This is a genomic window from Pseudomonas sp. NFACC42-2 (assembly GCF_900116055.1).
Lineage (GTDB): Bacteria > Pseudomonadota > Gammaproteobacteria > Pseudomonadales > Pseudomonadaceae > Aquipseudomonas > Aquipseudomonas marginalis.
On record NZ_FOZO01000025.1, the window covers coordinates 1 to 18,898 of the forward strand.

Below are 18,898 nucleotides of genomic sequence, written 5' to 3' on the forward strand. Positions count from 1 at the left end.
CTGCAGGAAAAGACCGAATACGGTGACGATGGCAGTCAGCTCGTTACTCGCTACGAGCGCGATCACGCCGGGCGGCTCGTACGAAAAAACCTGCCCGACGGTAGCCTTGTTGAGTATGCCTACGACCGCCAGGGCAACCTCCTCAGCGTCGACGACGGCCACTGGGCGCTGGCCTACGAATACGACCGCCAAAACCGCCTCACCGCCGAACACCAGGGCTGGGGCACCTTGCGCTACGGCTACGACGCCTGCGGCCAGCTTCAACACCTGCGCCTGCCCGATAACAACCGGCTGGTTTTTAATCATGCGAAAGGCGGCCACCTCGCCAGCGTCGCGTTAAATGCCACGCTGCTGACGTCTCATCTGTTCAGGACCGGCCGTGAACACCAACGCGCCCAGGGAAAACTGCTCAGCAGCTACCAACACGACGAACAGGGCCGCCTGTTCAACCACGGTATCTGTGACAGCGAAGGCGCGCTGTACCAACGCCAATACGACTACGACAAAACCGGCAACCTCACCCGCCTGCTCGACACGCGCAAAGGCGAACACCACTACCATTACGACCCACTAGGCCGCCTCACCCGCGCCGACCACTCCCAAGACCTGCAGGAACGCTTCGGCCACACCCCGGCCGGCAACCTGCTCATGCAAGACCGCCCCGGCCCCGATATCGTCGCCGGCAACCGCCTGATGATCCAGGGCGACCGCCACTACGACTACGACGCCTTCGGCAATCTGATCCGTGAGCGACGGGGCCGTGGGCACATGCTGGTCACCGAATACCGCTACGACTGCCAGCACCGCCTGATCGGCATCACCCAACCCAACGGCCAAACCGCCAGCTATCGCTATGACCCGTTTGGGCGGCGTATCAGCAAAACCGTGGACGGCATCACCACGGAGTTTTTCTGGCAAGGCGACAGGCTGATTGCCGAGCACCATGCGGATAGCCATCGCAGCTATCTCTATGAACCCGACAGCTTTCGTCCGTTAGCCTTATTGGAAGGCTTCGGACCAACGAAAACGAAGCCCTACCACTACCAACTCGACCACCTCGGCACGCCGCAGGAACTGACCGACCCCGACGGCGAAATCGTCTGGTCCGCGCACTACCGCGCCTACGGCCAGATCAGCCGACTCGACAAAGGCAAAATCGATAACCCGCTACGTTTTCAGGGCCAGTACTTTGATCAGGAAAGCGGGCTGCACTACAACCGTCATCGCTACTACAATCCGGATGTTGGTCGCTATCTGACGCCTGATCCGGTGAAGTTGGGCGGCGGGATCAATGCGTACTTGTACGCGCCCAACCCTACTGGGTGGGTGGATCCCCTGGGACTGAGCGTCTGCCCAGGTGGGGATGGATGTAAACCATCCTACAACGCTGAGAGCCCAACAAAGCACGCAAAAGCTAACAATGGCGAGCCAACGCTCCCCGCTCCCGCGTCAAAACAAGACACCACCGTCAGAGTACGGCATTACACAAGCAGAGCAGGCTCAAAAGGAATTGAAAAAACAGGAGTGATATTGGCCCAAGATAACAACAGAGTCTATCTCGAACCTGCAAAGAGCAAAGTGCTAAGTCCTAGAGATGCACAGGAAAAATATCAGATCGACAAAAGCAAAGGCCGAGATTACATTGAAACGGACGTACCTGAGTCACAATTAGAACTGGTAAAAAACCCCAGATACAGCACCATGGAACTAACCGTAAAAGGTAACCTGACATTAAACAACCCTACCTTTACGAGGAGAAAGTAATGCTAGAGCAAAATCAAAAAATAGTTCTTACCGGAAAAGAAGCACTTGACGCCCTTAAAGAAATTGAATACATACTTATATCCCTACACAAAATGGGCAGCTTTTATGCTGAAAAACCTGGCGCTCTGGAAGAGTATCGCAAAGCGACCACTGACTTTATCGATGACTGTGCCGTTACCCAACGATTGTCAAAGGTACGCACGATAATTTCTCAACACTTTGACGACTCTCTCGGCGATGACGAACTGGATGATATAGAGAGACATTTTTCCGACTTGAAATTTTGGAAACCCGATCAACCCTTGAATAAAAAAACACCTGAAACAGAAGTACTGGAAGTCTCGAAGGGAACCATTCAACAAGTAACGTGCAAGCGTAACGAATTACTGGTGGTTTTTACCAACCAGCAAGGTGAACTTCTACTAATCACCTTTCACAACCCCGTAGCATTCAAAGGCATTAGCGCGATTGGAACCGAAACAGATGGCCTTTTTAAAGAAGGAGACAATACGCTTTTAGAAGACGAAAAATGCATTACCCCTCTGCAAAATACGGAAACTTATTGCTTCAAAGCAACCACGAGCAGAGAGATTATTTTTATAGTAACTTCAGAAGGATACAGCGTTGAAAAGATATGATTGAAAACGCAACAGCCTTTCCAGATCAAAAATTCAAATTTTAGCGACTGCCCAACGTATGAAATACTGATCAATACTCCTAATGAGCAAACCGCTACTTACCGTGATTCGGTTTGTGACGAAGCGCATTGCATAAATATCCAACAACCAGAAGAAGCACTCAGAATCTTCTCCAAAATACCACGACACACATATATTCTTCAGAGAAATCCAGATTGGATTGCTTGCATTTCATTTGAGGGCGATATCGACTTCACACTATTGAACCCCCCTACACTACAAAGACCCATGTATTGAATGGCGCTGCCGATTCCAAAACACTCTATATGTACAAAATATCAACCTAGTTGGACGAGAACGCTACTGCTTTATGGTGAGCGATGCCAGGTAGGTAATCTTCCAGTGGTTGCTGATCGATATATGATCCAAGAGGCATAAGTCAAAATTTCACATCACAAAAACTACAGAAAACACCGATCACCAGACTAGACCCTGCGCCGAATCCACAGCACAATCGGCTCACCAAATGAGCCGAATAACCTCTTTATTCGGCTCACGCACCCCAGGCATTCCACCATGGCTCATCCGCACTGGATCTGGCAACACGCCGACTGGCCTCACTTCCACTGGCAACCCGGTCGCCTCGCGGCTTTGCTGCGCGAATGCGGACAAGCCCAGGGCAAGTTGTTGGGCATGCTCGGCTCCGTCAGCCAGGCAGTGAGCGCACAGAATGAACTGGATGCGCTGCTGCAAAATATCCTGACGTCCTCGGCGATTGAGGGTGAACAGTTGAATGTCGGCTCAGTGCGCTCGTCCCTGGCAAGGCGGATGGGCCTGGAAGCGATGGAAGACGGTCAGGTAAGCCGCCGCAGCGAAGGCCTCGCCGAGTTGATGATGGATGCTACTCAACAATTCACCCAGCCGTTTACCCTCGCCCGCCTATTGAACTGGCATCACTTATTGTTCCCGGCCCCGGAAGCGGGCTATGCCGCTCGAGCGCTCAATATTGGATCCTTGAGGGGAGATGAGCCGATGCAAGTGGTGTCGGGCCGGCTTGACCGGGCGACCGTGCATTTCGAGGCCCCGCCACGTCTGGGACTGGAGCAGGCACTGGCGGATTTCCTGGAGTGGTTCGAAACCAGCCGCGATCAGCCGGAACTGGACCCATTGGTACGCGCCGGCGTCGCGCACTTCTGGTTTGTCACACTGCACCCCTTCGATGACGGCAATGGTCGCCTGACACGCGCTATCACCGATTTGGCACTGGCCCAGGGTGAACACCAGGCCATCCGTTTCTATGCCATGTCAGCCAGCATCCTCGAAGACCGCACCGGCTACTACAACGCGCTGGAATCCAGCCAGAAGGCCTCCCTGGATATCACTGCCTGGCTGGAGTGGTTCCTTAAAACCCTGTTACGCAGCATGCAGCAGGCCATGGCGCGGATTGACCGGGTGCTGGAAAAGAGTCGGTTCTGGCAGCAACACCGCGACATCCCTTTGTCGGCTGAACAGATCAAGGTCCTCAATCGACTGCTCGACGGTGGTGAGAAGGGCTTCGAACATGGCATCAGCGCGGCGCAGTACCAGGCGGTCGCAAAGGTCTCCAAGGCGACAGCGACGCGACACCTGGCGGACCTGCTGGAAAAAAACTGTCTGGTCCGTCTCCCCGGAGGCGGCCGCAGCACGCGTTATCAGGTCAATACAAGGGGCGAGTGACACCCCACTCATTTGCCCGCTCATTTGCCCAGAATCCCCATGTCTGCTAGTGTCGCGCCGGTTTACCGTCTACCGGAATAGCCGCCATGGCCCGCAAAAAAGTTGCACTCGATTTCGAACAATCCCTCGCCGACCTGCAAACATTGGTCGAGCGTCTGGAGAACGGCGAGTTGTCGCTGGAGGACTCGCTGACGGCGTTTGAGCAAGGCATCGGCCTGACCCGTGACTGCCAGAGCGCGTTGGCGCAGGCGGAGCAGAAGGTCCAGGTATTGCTGGAGCGTGACGGAGAGTTGGCCGAAGAACCTTTCGATGCGGAACAGCCGGAATGATCGACGCGTATCAGGCCAGTAGCCAAGCCCGGGTGAATGCGGCGCTGGAGCCCTTGTTTGTTGCGCCAAGCCCGGAAATGAAGCGTCTGTATGAAGCCATGCGCTACAGCGTGATGAATGGCGGCAAGCGCGTGCGCCCGTTGCTGGCGTATGCGGCCTGTGAAGCGCTGGGCGCGCCGGCCGAGCAGGCCAACGGTGCCGCCTGTGCGGTCGAGCTGATTCACGCCTATTCCCTGGTACACGACGATTTGCCGGCCATGGACGACGACGATCTGCGTCGCGGCCAGCCCACCACCCATAAAGCCTTTGATGAAGCCTATGCGATCCTCGCCGGCGATGGCTTGCAGAGCCTGGCGTTCAGCGCGTTGCTGGACCCACGCCTGAGCAGCGTCAACGCCGAGATCCGCCTGCGCATGGTCACCGCACTGGCCCTGGCTGCCGGCCCTGCGGGCATGGTGGGCGGGCAGGCGATCGACATGGGTTCGGTCAGCGTCAAGCTGGATCAAAAAGCCCTTGAGCACATGCACCGCCACAAGACCGGCGCACTGATCGAAGCCGCCGTGCACTTGGGAGCCCTGGCCAGCGGGCGTGCCGAAACCGCGCAATTGGCGGCCCTGCAGACCTATTCCCGGGCCATTGGCCTGGCGTTCCAGGTGCAGGACGACATTCTCGACGTGGAAAGCGATACCGCCACCCTGGGCAAACGCCAGGGCGCCGATATCGCACGGGACAAACCGACTTATCCTGCGCTGCTCGGGCTGCAAGCCGCCAAGGGCTACGCCGTGGAACTACGCGATCAAGCGTTGGACGCCCTGCGACCTTTCGACGCGGCGGCCGAGCCGCTGCGTGACCTGGCGCGGTATATCGTCGAACGCCGCCACTGATTACGGCGGCCATTGCAGCCGCATATCGGCCAAGTTCGGAGCTCTGCGTGGGCAGTTTGCGATGCTTGAGGTAAACTGCCGCCTCTTCTATACCTATAACGATTCGCCTGATGCCCACGACGTTTCAAGAGATTCCCCGCAAGCGCCCGTCCACGCCCCTGCTCGACCGTGCTGCCACGCCGGACGGCCTGCGTCGTCTGGGTGAAGCCGAGCTGGAAACCCTGGCCGATGAGTTGCGCCTGGAATTGCTCTACACGGTCGGCCAGACCGGTGGGCATTTCGGTGCCGGCCTGGGCGTCATCGAGCTGACCATCGCGTTGCACTACGTGTTCGACACCCCGGATGACCGGCTGGTGTGGGACGTGGGCCATCAGGCGTATCCGCACAAGATCCTCACGGGCCGTCGCGAGCGCATGGGCACGCTGCGCCAGAAGGACGGCGTTGCCGCCTTCCCGCGCCGCGCCGAAAGCGAGTACGACACCTTTGGCGTCGGCCATTCCAGCACCTCGATCAGCGCAGCGCTGGGCATGGCGATTGCCGCCCGCCTGCAAGGCAGCGACCGCAAGGCGATTGCCGTGATCGGTGATGGCGCGCTGACCGCCGGCATGGCCTTCGAAGCGCTGAACCATGCGCCGGAAGTGAACGCCAACATGTTGGTGATCCTCAACGACAACGACATGTCGATCTCGCGCAATGTCGGTGGCCTGTCCAATTACCTGGCCAAGATTCTCTCCAGCCGCACCTATGCCAGCATGCGCGAAGGCAGCAAGAAGGTGCTCTCGCGCCTGCCTGGCGCGTGGGAAATTGCCCGGCGCACCGAAGAGTATGCCAAGGGCATGCTGGTCCCCGGCACGCTGTTCGAAGAGCTGGGCTGGAACTACATCGGCCCCATCGACGGCCATGACCTGCCGACCCTGATTGCCACGCTGCGCAACATGCGTGACCTCAAGGGCCCGCAGTTCCTGCACATCGTCACCAAGAAAGGCAAAGGCTTCGCCCCGGCGGAAGTCGACCCGATCGGCTACCACGCGATCACCAAGCTGGAACCCCTGGACGCCCCCGCCGCTGCGCCGAAAAAAGCCAGCGGGCCGAAGTACTCCGGTGTGTTCGGCGAATGGTTGTGTGACATGGCCGCCGTCGACCCACTCCTGGTGGGCATTACCCCGGCGATGAAGGAAGGCTCCGACCTGGTGGCGTTCAGCGAGCGTTTCCCGCTGCGCTATTTCGACGTGGCCATTGCCGAGCAGCACGCGGTGACCTTCGCCGCCGGCATGGCCTGTGAAGGCGCCAAGCCTGTCGTCGCGATCTACTCCACCTTCCTGCAGCGCGGTTACGACCAGTTGGTGCATGACGTCGCGGTGCAGAACCTTGATGTGCTGTTTGCCATCGACCGCGCCGGTTTAGTCGGCGAAGACGGCCCGACTCACGCGGGCAGCTTCGACTTGTCCTACTTGCGTTGCATCCCCGGCATGCTGGTGATGACGCCGAGCGACGAAAACGAACTGCGCAAGATGCTCAGCACCGGCCACCTGTATAACGGCCCGGCCGCCGTGCGTTACCCACGGGGCAACGGCCCGAATGCGTTGATCGAGAAGGACCTGGAGCCGATCGAAATCGGCAAGGGCATTGTGCGTCGCCAGGGCAGCAGGACCGCGTTCCTGGTGTTTGGCGTGCAATTGGCCGAAGCGCTCAAGGTGGCCGAGAAGATCGACGCTACCGTGGTCGACATGCGCTTCGTCAAGCCGCTGGATGAAGCCCTGGTGCGCGACATCGCCGCTAGCCATGAGCTGCTGGTGACCGTCGAAGAAAACGCCATCATGGGCGGTGCCGGTGCGGCGGTCAGTGAGTTCCTGGCGCGGGAAAACATCCTCAGGTCGGTGCTGCACCTGGGCTTGCCGGATACCTACGTCGAACACGCCAAGCCAGCGCAGATGCTGGCTGAGTGCGGGCTGGATGAAGCAGGGATCGAGGCTTCGGTGCGCGAGCGCCTGGCGCTGCTGGCCCTGTAGAAACCGGGCCCCAATGTGGGAGGGGCTTACCCCCTCCCACATTTGATTGGAGCCATCCTCAACGCCATGGACAGCCCATGAAACACCTGTACCTTGCCCTGATGCTTCTGCCCTCCCCTGAATTGCTCGCCGACACCCGCGACAACGCCCTGAAACTCCCCGACGTCGTCATCAGCGCCAACCGCCAGGTCCAGGCACGCAACGACAGCAGCGCCGCCAACACCGTGTTCACCCGCGACGACATCGACCGCCTGCAACCCACCAGCCTCACCGACCTGCTCAGCCGTGTGCCCGGCGTACAAGTCGCGCCCTCCGGCGGCCGTGGCAGTTTGCCGGGCATCTACCTGCGGGGCACCAAGTCCGCCCAAAGCCTGGTGCTGGTAGACGGCCAGCGCATCGCCAATACGACGTCCGGCGACAGCGGCCTGCAATACCTCAACGTCGACCAGATTGAGCGGGTGGAAGTGCTGCGCGGCTCGCGCTCGGTGATCTACGGCAGCGACGCGCTTGGCGGGGTGATCCAGGTATTCACCCGGCGCAATGCCGAGCAAGGCGTGCAACCGCGGGTGAAACTCGGGTTCGGCAGCCACAACACCTGGGAGCGCAGCCTTGGCCTTTCGGGTGGTGACAAACAGACGCGCTTCAACCTGGGCGCGAGCCTGGATGACACTGCCGGCATCAACTCAACCCGCCAGTCGTTCCCCAGCGACGGTGACCATGATGCTTATCGCAACCAGTCCGTGAGCCTGAACCTCAGCCACTCCTTCAGCGATGAACTGGAGGCGGGCTTCAATCTGTTGGATAACCGTGGCAAGTCGGAGTACGACAACAGCTTCGGCCGCTACGACGCCGCCACCGGGCAAACCGTCGGCCAGAAACCCTACACCGACTACGCCGTGAGCAGCGCCAGCGGCTATGTCGACGCCACGCTCAATGAGCACTGGCAATCGCGCCTGGAGCTGGGCCACAGCGAGAACCGCGACACCAAGCGCGACACCCTCAGCAAGGATTTCAGCGTATTCAACACCTACCGTGATTCGGTCAACTGGCAGAACGACCTGAGCCTGGACGACCAGAACAGCCTGATCCTCGGCGGCGACTGGTACGAAGACCGCTTCCACGGCTCCACCACCTTTACCGAAAACAGCCGCTGGAACCGCGCCGCCTTCGTGCAGCATCGCTTTCACAGCGCGTGGTTTTCCACCGAACTGGGCCTGCGTCACGACCAGAACCAGCAGTTCGGCGGGCAGAACAGCTGGAGCGGTACCCTGACTTTGCCGGTCAACCCCGACAATGACCTGCTGCTGAGCTACAGCGAAGGCTTCCGCGCGCCGACCTTCAACGACCTCTATTACCCGGATACGCAGTACAGCAACCCCCACCTGCAGCCCGAAACATCAAAAAGCTACGAACTGCAATGGCGCAGCCAGTTGAGTGACAGCACGCGCCTGGAGGCCTCGCTGTACCGCACCGATTTGAGCGATGCGATCATTCTCGACCAAACCGGCAAGCCGCAGAATGTGGCGTCGGCACGCATCAACGGTATTGAGGCGGCGCTCAAGCAGGACCTGTTCGGCTGGCAAAGTAACCTCGGGCTGTCGATCATCGACCCGCGCGACCGCGACAGTGGCCACACCCTGGCCCGCCGGGCACGGCGTACGTTGAGCCTGGACCTCGACCGGCAATTCGATCAGGTGGGCGTGGGCGCCAGTTGGCAGGCGATCAGCCACAGTTACGACGATGAAGCCAACACCCAGCGCCTGGGCGGCTATGGGTTGCTCGGGTTGCGTGGCAGTTGGGCGGTGACGCGGGAAGTGGCGTTGTCGCTGAAGGTCGACAACCTGCTGGACAAGTCCTATGCACGGGCACGCTACAGTTACAACGATCCGGCATTCGTCAACAATCACGATTACCGTGAAGAAGGCCGGGTGTGGATGTTTGGCGTGACCTGGACACCTGAAAGCTGATTGTGGCCTGGACCGGCCTCAGCGGCTCGGAGCAATCACCTGACACAGCCGCGCCAGCGCTTCCAGCATCTGCCCGCTGGGCCGTTCCAGGCCTCTGTCCGGAACCAGCCGTACCCGCGCCGCCATCGCTGGCCAGACCTTCCAGGCGTCCTTCTGAGCCTGATCGCCCACCAGGATCATCTCGGGATTGCGCTGCAATACCGACTCGATGCTGACCTGCGGCGCGGGCAGCTTCAGGTCGTCAAACACATTGCGCGCACCGCACACGCTCAGCGCGTCGCTGATGATCTGGCCGCCGCCCACGGTGTACAGCGGCTGGTTCCACACCTGGTAGAACACCCGCACTGGTTCGGCACGTTGATAGCGCTGACGCAACTGCGCCAGGCGCTGGCGCAGTTGCGCGGCCAATTGCCGGCCAGTGTCGGCACGGCCCAATTGCTCGGCGATGGCCTGGACCTGGGTGGTGAGCTGTTCGAGGCTATGGGGTTCGGCGACGTACACCGGGATATTCAGGCGCTGCAGTTGCTCGCGCTGGGCGGGGCCGACGCTGCCGGGCCAGAGCAGGATCAGGTCGGGCTTGAGGCTGAGCAGGCGCTCCATATCGAGCTGCCCGTAGCGCCCAACCGACGGCACGTTCGCCAGTGCCACCGGCCGGTCGCCGCCATCGAGCACGCCCACCAGCAGGTCGGCAGCACCCAGCTCAGCCACGATTTCAGAAAGTGAAGGCGCCAGACTGACGACACGTTCGACCGCCAGGCCCTGAGCACTGAATGCCAGCAGCAGAATCGCCAGCCAGCGGCGCATCATCCCAACTGACGCGGGATGCGGTAGAGGTAAAACAACACCGTCGTCGACAGCGCCAACAGGAAAAGCGGCACCGCTTCCAGACCGACGAACACCGCCAGTGCGCCCACCCAGGCCGGCACGGCCGCCACCATCAAGGCCGTGCGCCGACGCGCCGCCAGGGTGATCCAGGCAGCCGGTTCTTCAGCGGTATCGAGGGCTTTGGAGGTGGCGATCAGGGCGTGTTTATAGCCGTTGAAGTAGCGCAGGCTGAGGAACATCGACGCCACGCCGGCGATAAAGAACGGCATGGCCAGCACCGGCAACAAGGGCTCGGCCTGGCCAAACACCAGGTTGATCACGAACAGCGGGAGCAGCGCCAGGGCCAGATACTGCCACCAGCTGAAGGACAGTCGCCGTTTCACCTGGCCACGGGTCACGCGCGGTCGACCTCGCCTTGATGCTCATTGCCCATCATGTGGTCGAGCTTGCTGGCCTTGGTCGCCAGGTAGAGTTTGTTATGCGGGTTGTGCCCGGTGTGCAGCGGTACGCGCTCGGCCACGGTGATGCCCATCTCGGTCAAGGCCTTGACCTTGCGCGGGTTGTTGGTCATCAGGCGCAGGGACTTCACGCCCAGGTGCTCCAGCATCGGCAGGCAGATCGCGTAGTCACGCTGGTCGGCGGCGAAGCCCAGGCGCTCGTTGGCCTCGACGGTATCGGCGCCGCCGTCCTGCAGCTCGTAGGCGCGGATCTTGTTCAGCAGGCCAATGCCACGGCCTTCCTGACGCAAGTACAACAGCACCCCACGGCCTTCACGGGCGATGGCGCGCATCGCCGCTTCAAGTTGCGAGCCGCAGTCACAGCGCTGGCTGAACAGCGCATCGCCGGTCAGGCACTCGGAGTGCACGCGACCGAGAACCGGTGCGCCATCGGCGATATCGCCGAGGCTGAGCACAACGTGCTCGCGCCCGGTGGCTCCTTCGAGAAAGCCGCTCATGGTGAACGTGGCAAAAGGGGTAGGCAGCTTGGAAGCAGCGACGAAAACGACGGGCACCGTGTGCTCCTGATTTCAGATTTCACAGAGGCAGGCATTGTAACAGCAGGTTCCTACAGACGCTTAAGCTGAATTATCGCTGATAAAGATCAATCGGTTTGATTGGCCTTCGTCCCGGTTCTATGCAGGTCAGAACGGATACGGCAGTTTCCAGCGCAGGAAAATCGGCTTCAGTTCGCCGCTTTTCACCAGGACCGCCATGCGTTGGTCAAACACGGTGCGTAATGCCCGCCCACGCTCGGTATCGGCAAAGCCAACGTAGAGCGGCAGGTCAATGATGTGGGTGAGCCGGAACTGGGACGGGGCGTCCGCCTGACTGAGGACGTATCGGGCTTCGGTGAGCGCATCAATGTAGAAGTCGACACGACCGTGCTGCAGCATCGGCAAGATGCCATCGCGCCGCTGGATCTGATTGAAACGGCGCACATGGGGCAAATACGCCTCGTACTTGTAGCCCCGCACCCAGGCCAGGCGATAATCCCCCAGCGTCGCGGCGCTCGGTATCGGCGAGGTCGCCAGCCCAAGGGCGTAGATGGGGTCGGAATCGAAGTTCCAGTGCGGGTAGAGCACACCCTTGACTTCATCGCGGTAGGAACCGACCCAGCCATCCACTTCACCGCGCTGGGCCAGGCCGACCGAGCGGGTATAGGGCTCAATGCGGGTTTGCAAAGTGATCCCGACCGGTTCGAAGACGTGTCGCAACACATCCCAGGCCAGGCCGCTGCCGTCGGCATTGGTGTAGTCGTCCCAGGCCTCGCTGGCCAGCATGACCTTGCCGGGCACCACCGGCACCTCCTGCGCCTGGCCCCATGCCGGAAGGACACACAGCAGCATCAGCAGCCAGCGGCGTACATCCATGGCGATGATCTCCTGCAAATCCAACATCCATAACGACGTAATAGAGCGTAGCGCAGCACGCCGACTCAGGGTGCCGGGCAAAAATGTTGATAGCCACGGATGGCCGGGGTGATGTCTTGCCCGAGAGCGTCAAGCAGCGTTACGCCCTGCCCCGCCTGGACCTGGCCGATAACATGCACCGGCCAACCGTCAGCCAGCAACGGCGCCAACTCGACGGGCGGCAGGGTGAACACCAGCACGTAGTCATCGCCGCCGCTCAATGCGGCGACCCGCGCCTCGTCATCACCGACAAACGCCAGCAATGCGTGGGACAGCGGCAGCTTCTGGCGCTCGATCAACAGGCTGACAGCCGAGGCCTTGGCGATATGCCCACAATCGGCCAGAAGACCGTCAGAAATATCCATCGCCGATGTGGCCTTGCCCCGTAGAGCCAGGCCCAAGGCCAACTGCGGTTGTGGCGACCAGTAATGGGCCAGCAGCGGGTCGGCAATCGCTGCATCGGCGCTGCGCTGCCCCAATACCAGCGGCAAGGCACCGGCGGCATTACCCAACTCGCCGCCGACACACAAGAGATCGCCCGGCTGCGCGCCGCTGCGGGTCAACGCTTGACCGGCCGGGACACGACCAAACACGGTCAGGGTCAGGCTCAGCGGACCGCGCGTGGTGTCGCCGCCCACCAGGCCCACACCGCAGTTTTGCGCCATGGCGTTCAACCCCTGGGCATAGCGTTGCAGCCAATCGGCATCGACGGTCGGCGTAGTGAGTGCGAGGGTAAACGCGAGGGGGTGGGCGCCCATGGCCGCCAGGTCGCTGACCGCCACGGCCAGCGAGCGCTGGCCGAGCAGGAACGGGTCACAGGGGTCGGCAAAGTGCACGCCGGCCACTAAGGTATCGGTGGAAATTGCCAGCTGCTCCCCGGCGGGGAGCGCCAGCAGGGCACAGTCGTCGCCGATCCCCAGGGCAATGCCCTCACCGCCCTGTGCGCACGGCGCGGCGGCGAAGTACTGGTGGATCAGCTCGAACTCGCCCATTCAGGACTCAAGCGCAGGTTAGCGCTTGTACGCCTTCACTTCGGCTTCACGCAGGCGCGGGGCCAGCTTGTCGAGCACGCCGTTGACGAACTTGTGACCATCGGTCGAACCGTAGACTTTCGCCAGTTCGATGCCTTCGTTGATCACCACGCGGTATGGCACGTCGACGCGCTTGAGCAGCTCCCAGGTGGACAGGCGCAGTACGGCCAGTTCAACCGGGTCCAGCTCTTCGAGGGTCAGGTCCAGGCACGGCGTCAATGCCGCATCGATCTCGGCCAGGTTGGCCGGAACGCCGTGCAGGATGTCGTGGAAGTAGCTCTGGTCGGCAAACGTGAAGTCGTTATCGACGCGAAACTGCGCTTCGATCTCGTTCAGCGAGGTGCCAGCCATGTGACGCTGGTACAGCGCCTGGGTGGCGAGCTGGCGGGCAGCACGGCGCTTTTCGCTTTTCGACGGCTTGCCGGCGTCCGCTGGGCGCTCGTCGCGTGGGTTGAAGCAATCGCTCTCGTCGGAAATCACTTGGCCTCCAACTGCGACAGCAGGCTGACCATTTCCAGGGCGGACAGGGCAGCTTCAGCGCCTTTGTTACCGGCCTTGGTGCCGGAACGCTCGATGGCTTGTTCGATGGAATCCACGGTCAGTACGCCGAAAGCGACTGGCACGCCGAACTCCATGGACACCTGGGCCAGGCCCTTGGTGCATTCGCCGGCCACGTATTCGAAGTGCGGAGTACCGCCACGAATGACCGCGCCCAGGGCGATGATCGCCGCGTATTCACCCTGCTGAGCAACTTTTTGCGCAACCAGTGGAATTTCGAAGGCGCCAGGGGCGCGGATGATAGTGATGTCGCTCTCGCTCACACCGTGGCGAACCAGGGCATCCACGGCACCGCTTACCAGGCTTTCAACCACGAAGCTGTTGAAGCGGCCAACCACCAGGGCATAGCGGCCTTTGGGGGCGATGAAGGTACCTTCGATGGTCTTCAGGGTCATTCGACAAATCTCTTAAAGAGCCGGGACGCGAAAAGTGCGTCCCTCAGTGATGATTTAACCGCGAACAAGGGGCAAAAAGCGCCGGCCTTTATTCGGAGGGCACGTATTCTACAACTTCCAGATCGAATCCGGATATCGCATTAAATTTCATCGGTGCGCTCATCAGGCGCATTTTGCGCACACCGAGGTCACGCAGGATCTGCGAACCGGCGCCGACGATGCTGTAGGTGGTCGGCGTTTTCACCTGGGTCTGCTCGGCGGTTTCGCGAATATGCGCGAGCAGCACGTCGCCATCCACCGGGTTGCCCAGCAGCAGCACCACACCGCTGCCGGCCTCGGACACCGCAGCCATGGCGGCGCGCAGGCTCCAGCGGCCCGGTTGCTTGACCATCAGCAGGTCGCGCAACGGGTCCATGTTGTGCACGCGCACCAGGGTCGGCTCGTCGGCGCAGATGGTGCCCAGGGTCAGGGCCATGTGCACGTCGCCTTCCACCGAATCACGGTAGGTCACCAAATTGAATTGGCCCAGTTCGCTGTCCAGTGGCTGCTCGGCAATCCGCTGAACGGTACGTTCGTGGATCATCCGGTAGTGAATCAGGTCGGCAATGGTGCCGACCTTGATGTTGTGTTCGGCGGCAAAGGCTTCGAGTTCGGCACGGCGGGCCATGGTGCCGTCGTCGTTCATCACTTCGCAGATCACGCCGCAGGGCTCGAAACCGGCCATGCGCGCCAGGTCGCAGGCGGCTTCGGTGTGGCCGGCGCGAGCGAGGGTGCCGCCCGGTTGAGCCATCAACGGGAAGATGTGGCCGGGGCTGACGATGTCTTCGGCCTTGGCGTCCTTGGCGGCAGCGGCTTGCACGGTGCGGGCACGGTCGGCGGCGGAAATGCCGGTGGTGACGCCGGTGGTCGCTTCAATCGATACGGTGAACTTGGTACCAAACCCTGAACCATTGCGCGGCGCCATCAACGGCAGCTTGAGCAGCTCGCAGCGCTCGCGGCTCATGGGCATGCAGATCAAGCCACGGGCGTGCTTGGCCATGAAGTTGATGTGCTCAGGCTTGCAGGCCTCGGCGGCCATGATGATGTCGCCTTCGTTTTCGCGGTCTTCGTCATCCATCAGGATGACCATCTTGCCTTGGCGGATGTCTTCAACCAGTTCTTCGATGCTATTGAGCGCCACAGGGCACCCCCTTGGTCAGGATTTCAGGTAGCCGTTAGCGGCCAGAAAACTTTCGGTGATGTTCCCGGCTGCAGGCTCTGCGGCCTTATCGCCCAACAGCAGGCGCTCCAGGTAACGGGCAAGCAAGTCGACTTCCAGGTTCACCCGGCGACCAGGCTGGTACGACGCCATGATGGTCTCGCTCAGGGTGTGGGGAATGATGGTCAGTTCGAATTCGGCGCCATTCACGGCGTTCACGGTCAGGCTGGTGCCGTCGACGGTGATCGAGCCTTTGTGGGCAATGTACTTGGCCAGCTCCTTGGGCGCGCGGATGCGGAATTCCACGGCGCGCGCATTTTCGCTGCGGGCCACCACTTCGCCGACGCCGTCGACGTGGCCACTGACCAGGTGGCCGCCCAGGCGAGTGGTCGGGGTCAGGGCTTTTTCCAGGTTGACCGGGCTGCCGGCCTTGAGGTCGTTCATCGCGGTGCAGTCCAGGGTTTCCCGGCTGACGTCGGCGGCAAAGCCGTTGCCCGGCAGTTCGACGACGGTCAGGCACACGCCGCTGACGGCGATGCTGTCGCCCAGCTTGACGTCGCCGAGGTCGAGCTTGCCGGTTTCAACCAGCAGGCGCACGTCGCCGCCCTTGGGGGTCATGGCGCGGATGCTGCCGATGGATTCGATAATGCCGGTGAACATGGCCTTCTCCTGGAAAACGGTGCGGGCACTTGAGCGCCCGGTCAGAATTATACGCTCGCTGCTGGCACAGGGATGGCAGTGACTCGCCAGTCGTCGCCTACAGCGCGCATTTCAGTGATCTTGAGTTGGGGAGCGTCCGCCAGCTTCTCAAGTGGCCAGTCCAGCAAAGGCCGGGCAGCGGAGCCGAGGAACTTGCCGGCGACGAAAATCACGTATTCGTCCACCAGGCCCTGCTGGGCAAACGCGCCCGCCAGGCTAGGGCCGGCTTCCACCAAGACGTCGTTGACGCCACGGGCAGCCAGCGCCACCAGCGCCGAGCGCAGGTCGACCTGGCCGTCCACGCCCGGCACCACCAGGCATTCGGGGCCACGGGGGAACTGGTTTTCCGCGGTGACGCAGGTGATGACCAACGCCGGGCCGGCCTTGAAAAACGGTGCGTTGAGCGGCACGCGCAAACGGCCGTCGATCAGCACACGCAGCGGCGGGCGCGACATGGCCAGGGCCGTGGTGGCGTCGTCCAGGCCGAGTTCGGCGGCGCGTACGGTCAGGCGTGCGCCGTCGGCCAATACGGTGTCGGCACCGGTCAGCACCACGCTGGCCTCGGCGCGCAGGCGCTGCACGGCGGCGCGGGCGGCGGGGCCGGTGATCCATTGGCTTTCGCCGCTGGCCATGGCAGTGCGGCCGTCCAAACTCATCGCCAGCTTGACCCGCACAAACGGCAGGCCATGCTCCATACGCTTGAGGAAGCCCTTATTCAGGGCCCTGGCTTCACCTTCCAGCACGCCGCTGCGCACCTCGATTCCGGCCTGGGCCAGGCGCTGCATGCCGCGCCCGGCGACTTCCGGGTTGGGGTCCTGCATCGCTGCGACCACCCGCGCCAGCCCGGCACTCACCAGCGCATCGGCGCACGGCGGGGTATGGCCGTAGTGGCTGCAGGGCTCGAGGGTTACGTACGCCGTGGCGCCGCGCGCCTTGTCACCGGCAGCCCGCAAGGCATGCACTTCCGCATGGGGCTCGCCGGTGCGCACATGCCAGCCTTCGCCGACAATCTGCCCAGCGCGGACAATCACGCAGCCCACACGCGGGTTGGGGTGGGTGGTGTACAGGCCGTTGCGCGCCAGTTCGAGGGCGCGGGCCATGTAATGGGCGTCCAGCACAGCCTGTTCAGCAGAAAGTGGGTTCATTCTTTGACCGGCTCACGGGCCAGGCGGTCGATCTCTTCGCGGAACTCGTTGAGGTCCTGGAAGCGTCGATACACCGAGGCGAAACGGATATAGGCGACTTCGTCGAGCTTTTGCAACTCGCCCATCACCAGCTCTCCCACCACCAGGCTCTTGACCTCGCGTTCGCCGGTGGCGCGCAGCTTGTGCTTGATATGCGCCAGCGCCGCCTCCAGCCGCTCGACACTCACCGGGCGTTTTTCCAGGGCGCGCTGCATACCGGCGCGCAGTTTTTCTTCGTCGAAGGGCTGGCGGCTGCCGTCGGACTTGATCAGGCGCGGCAATACCAGTTCGGCGGTTTCGAAGGTGGTGAAACGTTCACCGCAGCCAGAGGCCAGGCATTCGCGCCGGCGACGCACTTGATCGCCCTCGGCGACCAGACGCGAGTCAATGACCTTGGTGTCGTTGGCACCGCAGAAGGGACAGTGCATGGTGGCAGGCAACAAAAAAAGGGAGGGCCATGGTAGCGCATCCCTGTGGCAAGACAAGCCATAGCCTTTACGGTATATAGGCAGGCCTATATGTTTCTTATATTTCAAGCCACGGATTTTGTCCTTTTCTGGAGCCGTACATGCAGTTACGACCATTTGTTTTGCTCACCGTGTTCAGTGTCCTGGTCGCCTGCAGCAGCGAAGCCCCCAAGCCGGCCGCCCCTCAACCGACGCCCGCACAAGAGAAAAAAGTCCCCGGCATTGAAGACCTCGGTCCCCTGCCCGTCTATCAACGCGAAATCAGCGGCAGCCTCACCAACGTGCCGGCCGGCGCCGAAGTCGAGATGGCGCTGCTGGTGATCGATGACCGTTCGCGCCCGCAACAACTGTTGGCGAGCAGCGTCTTGACCGGCAACGGCAAGCCCCTGGCCTTCCGCCTGCGCTACAACCCCGAGGCGTTCCCGGCGGGTGCGCGGGTTGAATTGCGTGGCCGTGCCAGCCAGTCCGGCCAGTTGATCCTGCACCTGCCTGCCGTGCGCATCACCCAGGCGATCACCCAGACCACCGGCCCCCTGGAACTCGTCAAGGCACCATGACGCCGCCGCTGGACTTGCAGCGCGCCCTGAGCGCGCTGATCGGCGACGCCCAACTGGTGCCCTGCCCGCTGCCGGGTACCGCGCTTTCATTGTGGCTGCTGGATGCGGACAACATGGACCGCGCCTTCAGCCCCGAGGAAACCCGACGCATCCTGCATGAACCGCCCTACTGGAGTTTTTGCTGGGCCAGCGGCTTGGCGCTGGCGCGGTATCTGGCGGCGAACCCGCAATGGGTGAAAGGTAAGCGTGTGCTGGATTTCGGCGCAGGCTCCGGTGTGGCCGGGATTGCCGCGGTCAAAGCCGGCGCGCTGGAAGTGGTGGCCTGCGACCTGGACCCGCTGGCGTTAGCGTCCTGCCGGGCGAATGCCGAACTCAACGGTGTGGAACTGAGTTACTCGGCGGACTTTTTCGCCGAAGCCGACCGCTTCGACCTGATCCTGGTCGCCGACGTGCTCTACGACCGCGCCAACCTGCCGTTGCTCGACCACTTCCTCAGCCGAGGCCGCGAAGCGCTGGTGGCGGACTCGCGCGTGCGGGACTTCCAGCACCCGGCTTATCGGCGGCTGGAGATACTCGATGCACTGACGTTGCCGGACCTGGCCGAGCCTTGGGAGTTTCGCAAGGTGAGCCTGTACCATTCGCGGCGTTAAACCTGCACGTTAAAAATGTTCAGCAATAGATTGGTTAAGACAACGAAAGGAGGCGCATGGAAAATGCCCTCCTTTTCGCACGCGGCGTGGACAATCGACCTGCATGCTTTTCCAAACA

General features: G+C 61.6%; 20 protein-coding genes. 9 read left to right on the forward strand and 11 right to left on the reverse strand.

What is annotated here, in order from left to right; translation table 11 throughout:
- The 7 genes from BM416_RS27025 to BM416_RS27060 all read left to right on the forward strand — a co-directional run.
- Nucleotides 1–1,764 (forward strand): RHS repeat-associated core domain-containing protein (locus tag BM416_RS27025; RefSeq protein ID WP_175539105.1); only part of this gene is annotated, 1,764 nt, incomplete at its 5' end.
- Nucleotides 1,764–2,402 (forward strand): hypothetical protein, encoded by a 639-nt coding sequence (locus tag BM416_RS30955; protein WP_092490048.1) that lies wholly within the window; start codon nucleotides 1,764–1,766, stop codon nucleotides 2,400–2,402. The genes BM416_RS27025 and BM416_RS30955, both read left to right, overlap by 1 nt.
- A gap of 576 nt (nucleotides 2,403–2,978) precedes the next feature.
- Nucleotides 2,979–4,118, forward strand: a complete 1,140-nt coding sequence (locus tag BM416_RS27040) for a Fic family protein (RefSeq protein WP_092490050.1) — start codon at nucleotides 2,979–2,981, stop codon at nucleotides 4,116–4,118.
- An 86-nt stretch (nucleotides 4,119–4,204) separates the two neighbouring features.
- Nucleotides 4,205–4,447 (forward strand): exodeoxyribonuclease VII small subunit, encoded by a 243-nt coding sequence (locus BM416_RS27045; RefSeq protein WP_003176346.1) that lies wholly within the window; start codon nucleotides 4,205–4,207, stop codon nucleotides 4,445–4,447.
- On the forward strand, nucleotides 4,444–5,331 hold the full coding sequence (ispA, locus tag BM416_RS27050) for a (2E,6E)-farnesyl diphosphate synthase (protein ID WP_027605202.1): 888 nt from the start codon (nucleotides 4,444–4,446) through the stop codon (nucleotides 5,329–5,331). Before BM416_RS27045 ends, ispA begins: the two co-directional genes overlap by 4 nt.
- A 110-nt stretch (nucleotides 5,332–5,441) precedes the next feature.
- On the forward strand, nucleotides 5,442–7,340 hold the full coding sequence (gene dxs, locus BM416_RS27055) for a 1-deoxy-D-xylulose-5-phosphate synthase (protein WP_092490051.1): 1,899 nt from the start codon (nucleotides 5,442–5,444) through the stop codon (nucleotides 7,338–7,340).
- A 77-nt stretch (nucleotides 7,341–7,417) separates the two neighbouring features.
- Complete coding sequence (locus tag BM416_RS27060; RefSeq protein WP_092490052.1) at nucleotides 7,418–9,307, forward strand: TonB-dependent receptor domain-containing protein; 1,890 nt, start codon at nucleotides 7,418–7,420, stop codon at nucleotides 9,305–9,307.
- Between the two features lie 18 nt (nucleotides 9,308–9,325).
- Here the strand turns inward: BM416_RS27060 and BM416_RS27065 are convergent, their stop codons facing one another.
- The 11 genes from BM416_RS27065 to nrdR form a co-directional block, all read right to left on the reverse strand.
- Nucleotides 9,326–10,114: a cobalamin-binding protein gene (locus BM416_RS27065; protein ID WP_092490053.1), complete on the reverse strand. Its 789-nt coding sequence runs from the start codon at nucleotides 10,112–10,114 to the stop codon at nucleotides 9,326–9,328.
- Nucleotides 10,111–10,530, reverse strand: coding sequence for a hypothetical protein (locus tag BM416_RS27070; protein WP_027605198.1), 420 nt, complete (start codon nucleotides 10,528–10,530; stop codon nucleotides 10,111–10,113). The genes BM416_RS27065 and BM416_RS27070 overlap by 4 nt, the downstream gene beginning before the upstream one ends.
- Entirely contained in the window at nucleotides 10,527–11,144 is a 618-nt protein-coding gene (gene ribA, locus BM416_RS27075; RefSeq protein WP_092490054.1) for a GTP cyclohydrolase II, read from the reverse strand. Before ribA ends, BM416_RS27070 begins: the two co-directional genes overlap by 4 nt.
- A gap of 129 nt (nucleotides 11,145–11,273) precedes the next feature.
- Nucleotides 11,274–12,002 carry a substrate-binding periplasmic protein gene (locus BM416_RS27080; protein WP_092490078.1) on the reverse strand — a complete coding sequence of 243 codons (729 nt, stop codon included), beginning with the start codon at nucleotides 12,000–12,002 and terminating at the stop codon, nucleotides 11,274–11,276.
- A 65-nt stretch (nucleotides 12,003–12,067) separates the two neighbouring features.
- Complete coding sequence (thiL, locus tag BM416_RS27085; protein WP_092490055.1) at nucleotides 12,068–13,033, reverse strand: thiamine-phosphate kinase; 966 nt, start codon at nucleotides 13,031–13,033, stop codon at nucleotides 12,068–12,070.
- 18 nt (nucleotides 13,034–13,051) lie between these two features.
- Nucleotides 13,052–13,552: a transcription antitermination factor NusB gene (nusB, locus tag BM416_RS27090; protein WP_027605194.1), complete on the reverse strand. Its 501-nt coding sequence runs from the start codon at nucleotides 13,550–13,552 to the stop codon at nucleotides 13,052–13,054.
- The gene (gene ribE, locus BM416_RS27095) at nucleotides 13,549–14,025 is read right to left on the reverse strand and encodes a 6,7-dimethyl-8-ribityllumazine synthase (RefSeq protein WP_003176356.1); all 477 of its coding nucleotides are present in this window, start codon (nucleotides 14,023–14,025) and stop codon (nucleotides 13,549–13,551) included. Before ribE ends, nusB begins: the two co-directional genes overlap by 4 nt.
- An 88-nt stretch (nucleotides 14,026–14,113) precedes the next feature.
- On the reverse strand, nucleotides 14,114–15,205 hold the full coding sequence (gene ribBA, locus BM416_RS27100) for a bifunctional 3,4-dihydroxy-2-butanone-4-phosphate synthase/GTP cyclohydrolase II (protein WP_027605193.1): 1,092 nt from the start codon (nucleotides 15,203–15,205) through the stop codon (nucleotides 14,114–14,116).
- Between the two features lie 15 nt (nucleotides 15,206–15,220).
- A complete protein-coding gene (locus tag BM416_RS27105) occupies nucleotides 15,221–15,883 on the reverse strand; it encodes a riboflavin synthase (protein WP_027605192.1) in 663 nt (220 codons plus the stop codon).
- A 47-nt stretch (nucleotides 15,884–15,930) separates the two neighbouring features.
- Nucleotides 15,931–17,067: a bifunctional diaminohydroxyphosphoribosylaminopyrimidine deaminase/5-amino-6-(5-phosphoribosylamino)uracil reductase RibD gene (gene ribD, locus BM416_RS27110; protein ID WP_065942243.1), complete on the reverse strand. Its 1,137-nt coding sequence runs from the start codon at nucleotides 17,065–17,067 to the stop codon at nucleotides 15,931–15,933.
- Nucleotides 17,064–17,534, reverse strand: a complete 471-nt coding sequence (gene nrdR, locus BM416_RS27115; RefSeq protein ID WP_027605190.1) for a transcriptional regulator NrdR — start codon at nucleotides 17,532–17,534, stop codon at nucleotides 17,064–17,066. The genes ribD and nrdR overlap by 4 nt, the downstream gene beginning before the upstream one ends.
- Nucleotides 17,535–17,674: 140 nt before the next feature.
- Between nrdR and BM416_RS27120 the strand changes: the two genes are divergently transcribed.
- Nucleotides 17,675–18,130, forward strand: a complete 456-nt coding sequence (locus tag BM416_RS27120) for a YbaY family lipoprotein (RefSeq protein ID WP_092490056.1) — start codon at nucleotides 17,675–17,677, stop codon at nucleotides 18,128–18,130.
- Nucleotides 18,127–18,780, forward strand: a complete 654-nt coding sequence (locus tag BM416_RS27125) for a class I SAM-dependent methyltransferase (RefSeq protein WP_092490057.1) — start codon at nucleotides 18,127–18,129, stop codon at nucleotides 18,778–18,780. Before BM416_RS27120 ends, BM416_RS27125 begins: the two co-directional genes overlap by 4 nt.
- Nucleotides 18,781–18,898: the final 118 nt, after the last annotated feature.

Excerpts from the sequence above, each read along its gene's own strand:
- ribE (WP_003176356.1), bottom strand. The coding sequence starts at position 14,025 with ATGACCCTGAAGACCATCGAAGGTACCTTCATCGCCCCCAAAGGCCGC.
- dxs (WP_092490051.1), top strand. The coding sequence starts at position 5,442 with ATGCCCACGACGTTTCAAGAGATTCCCCGCAAGCGCCCGTCCACGCCC.
- BM416_RS27060 (WP_092490052.1), top strand. The coding sequence starts at position 7,418 with ATGAAACACCTGTACCTTGCCCTGATGCTTCTGCCCTCCCCTGAATTG.
- ribD (WP_065942243.1), bottom strand. The coding sequence starts at position 17,067 with ATGAACCCACTTTCTGCTGAACAGGCTGTGCTGGACGCCCATTACATG.
- thiL (WP_092490055.1), bottom strand. The coding sequence starts at position 13,033 with ATGGGCGAGTTCGAGCTGATCCACCAGTACTTCGCCGCCGCGCCGTGC.
- BM416_RS27125 (WP_092490057.1), top strand. The coding sequence starts at position 18,127 with ATGACGCCGCCGCTGGACTTGCAGCGCGCCCTGAGCGCGCTGATCGGC.
- BM416_RS27080 (WP_092490078.1), bottom strand. The coding sequence starts at position 12,002 with ATGGATGTACGCCGCTGGCTGCTGATGCTGCTGTGTGTCCTTCCGGCA.
- nrdR (WP_027605190.1), bottom strand. The coding sequence starts at position 17,534 with ATGCACTGTCCCTTCTGCGGTGCCAACGACACCAAGGTCATTGACTCG.
- BM416_RS27105 (WP_027605192.1), bottom strand. The coding sequence starts at position 15,883 with ATGTTCACCGGCATTATCGAATCCATCGGCAGCATCCGCGCCATGACC.
- BM416_RS27120 (WP_092490056.1), top strand. The coding sequence starts at position 17,675 with ATGCAGTTACGACCATTTGTTTTGCTCACCGTGTTCAGTGTCCTGGTC.
- ispA (WP_027605202.1), top strand. The coding sequence starts at position 4,444 with ATGATCGACGCGTATCAGGCCAGTAGCCAAGCCCGGGTGAATGCGGCG.
- BM416_RS30955 (WP_092490048.1), top strand. The coding sequence starts at position 1,764 with ATGCTAGAGCAAAATCAAAAAATAGTTCTTACCGGAAAAGAAGCACTT.
- BM416_RS27045 (WP_003176346.1), top strand. The coding sequence starts at position 4,205 with ATGGCCCGCAAAAAAGTTGCACTCGATTTCGAACAATCCCTCGCCGAC.
- BM416_RS27040 (WP_092490050.1), top strand. The coding sequence starts at position 2,979 with ATGGCTCATCCGCACTGGATCTGGCAACACGCCGACTGGCCTCACTTC.
- BM416_RS27065 (WP_092490053.1), bottom strand. The coding sequence starts at position 10,114 with ATGATGCGCCGCTGGCTGGCGATTCTGCTGCTGGCATTCAGTGCTCAG.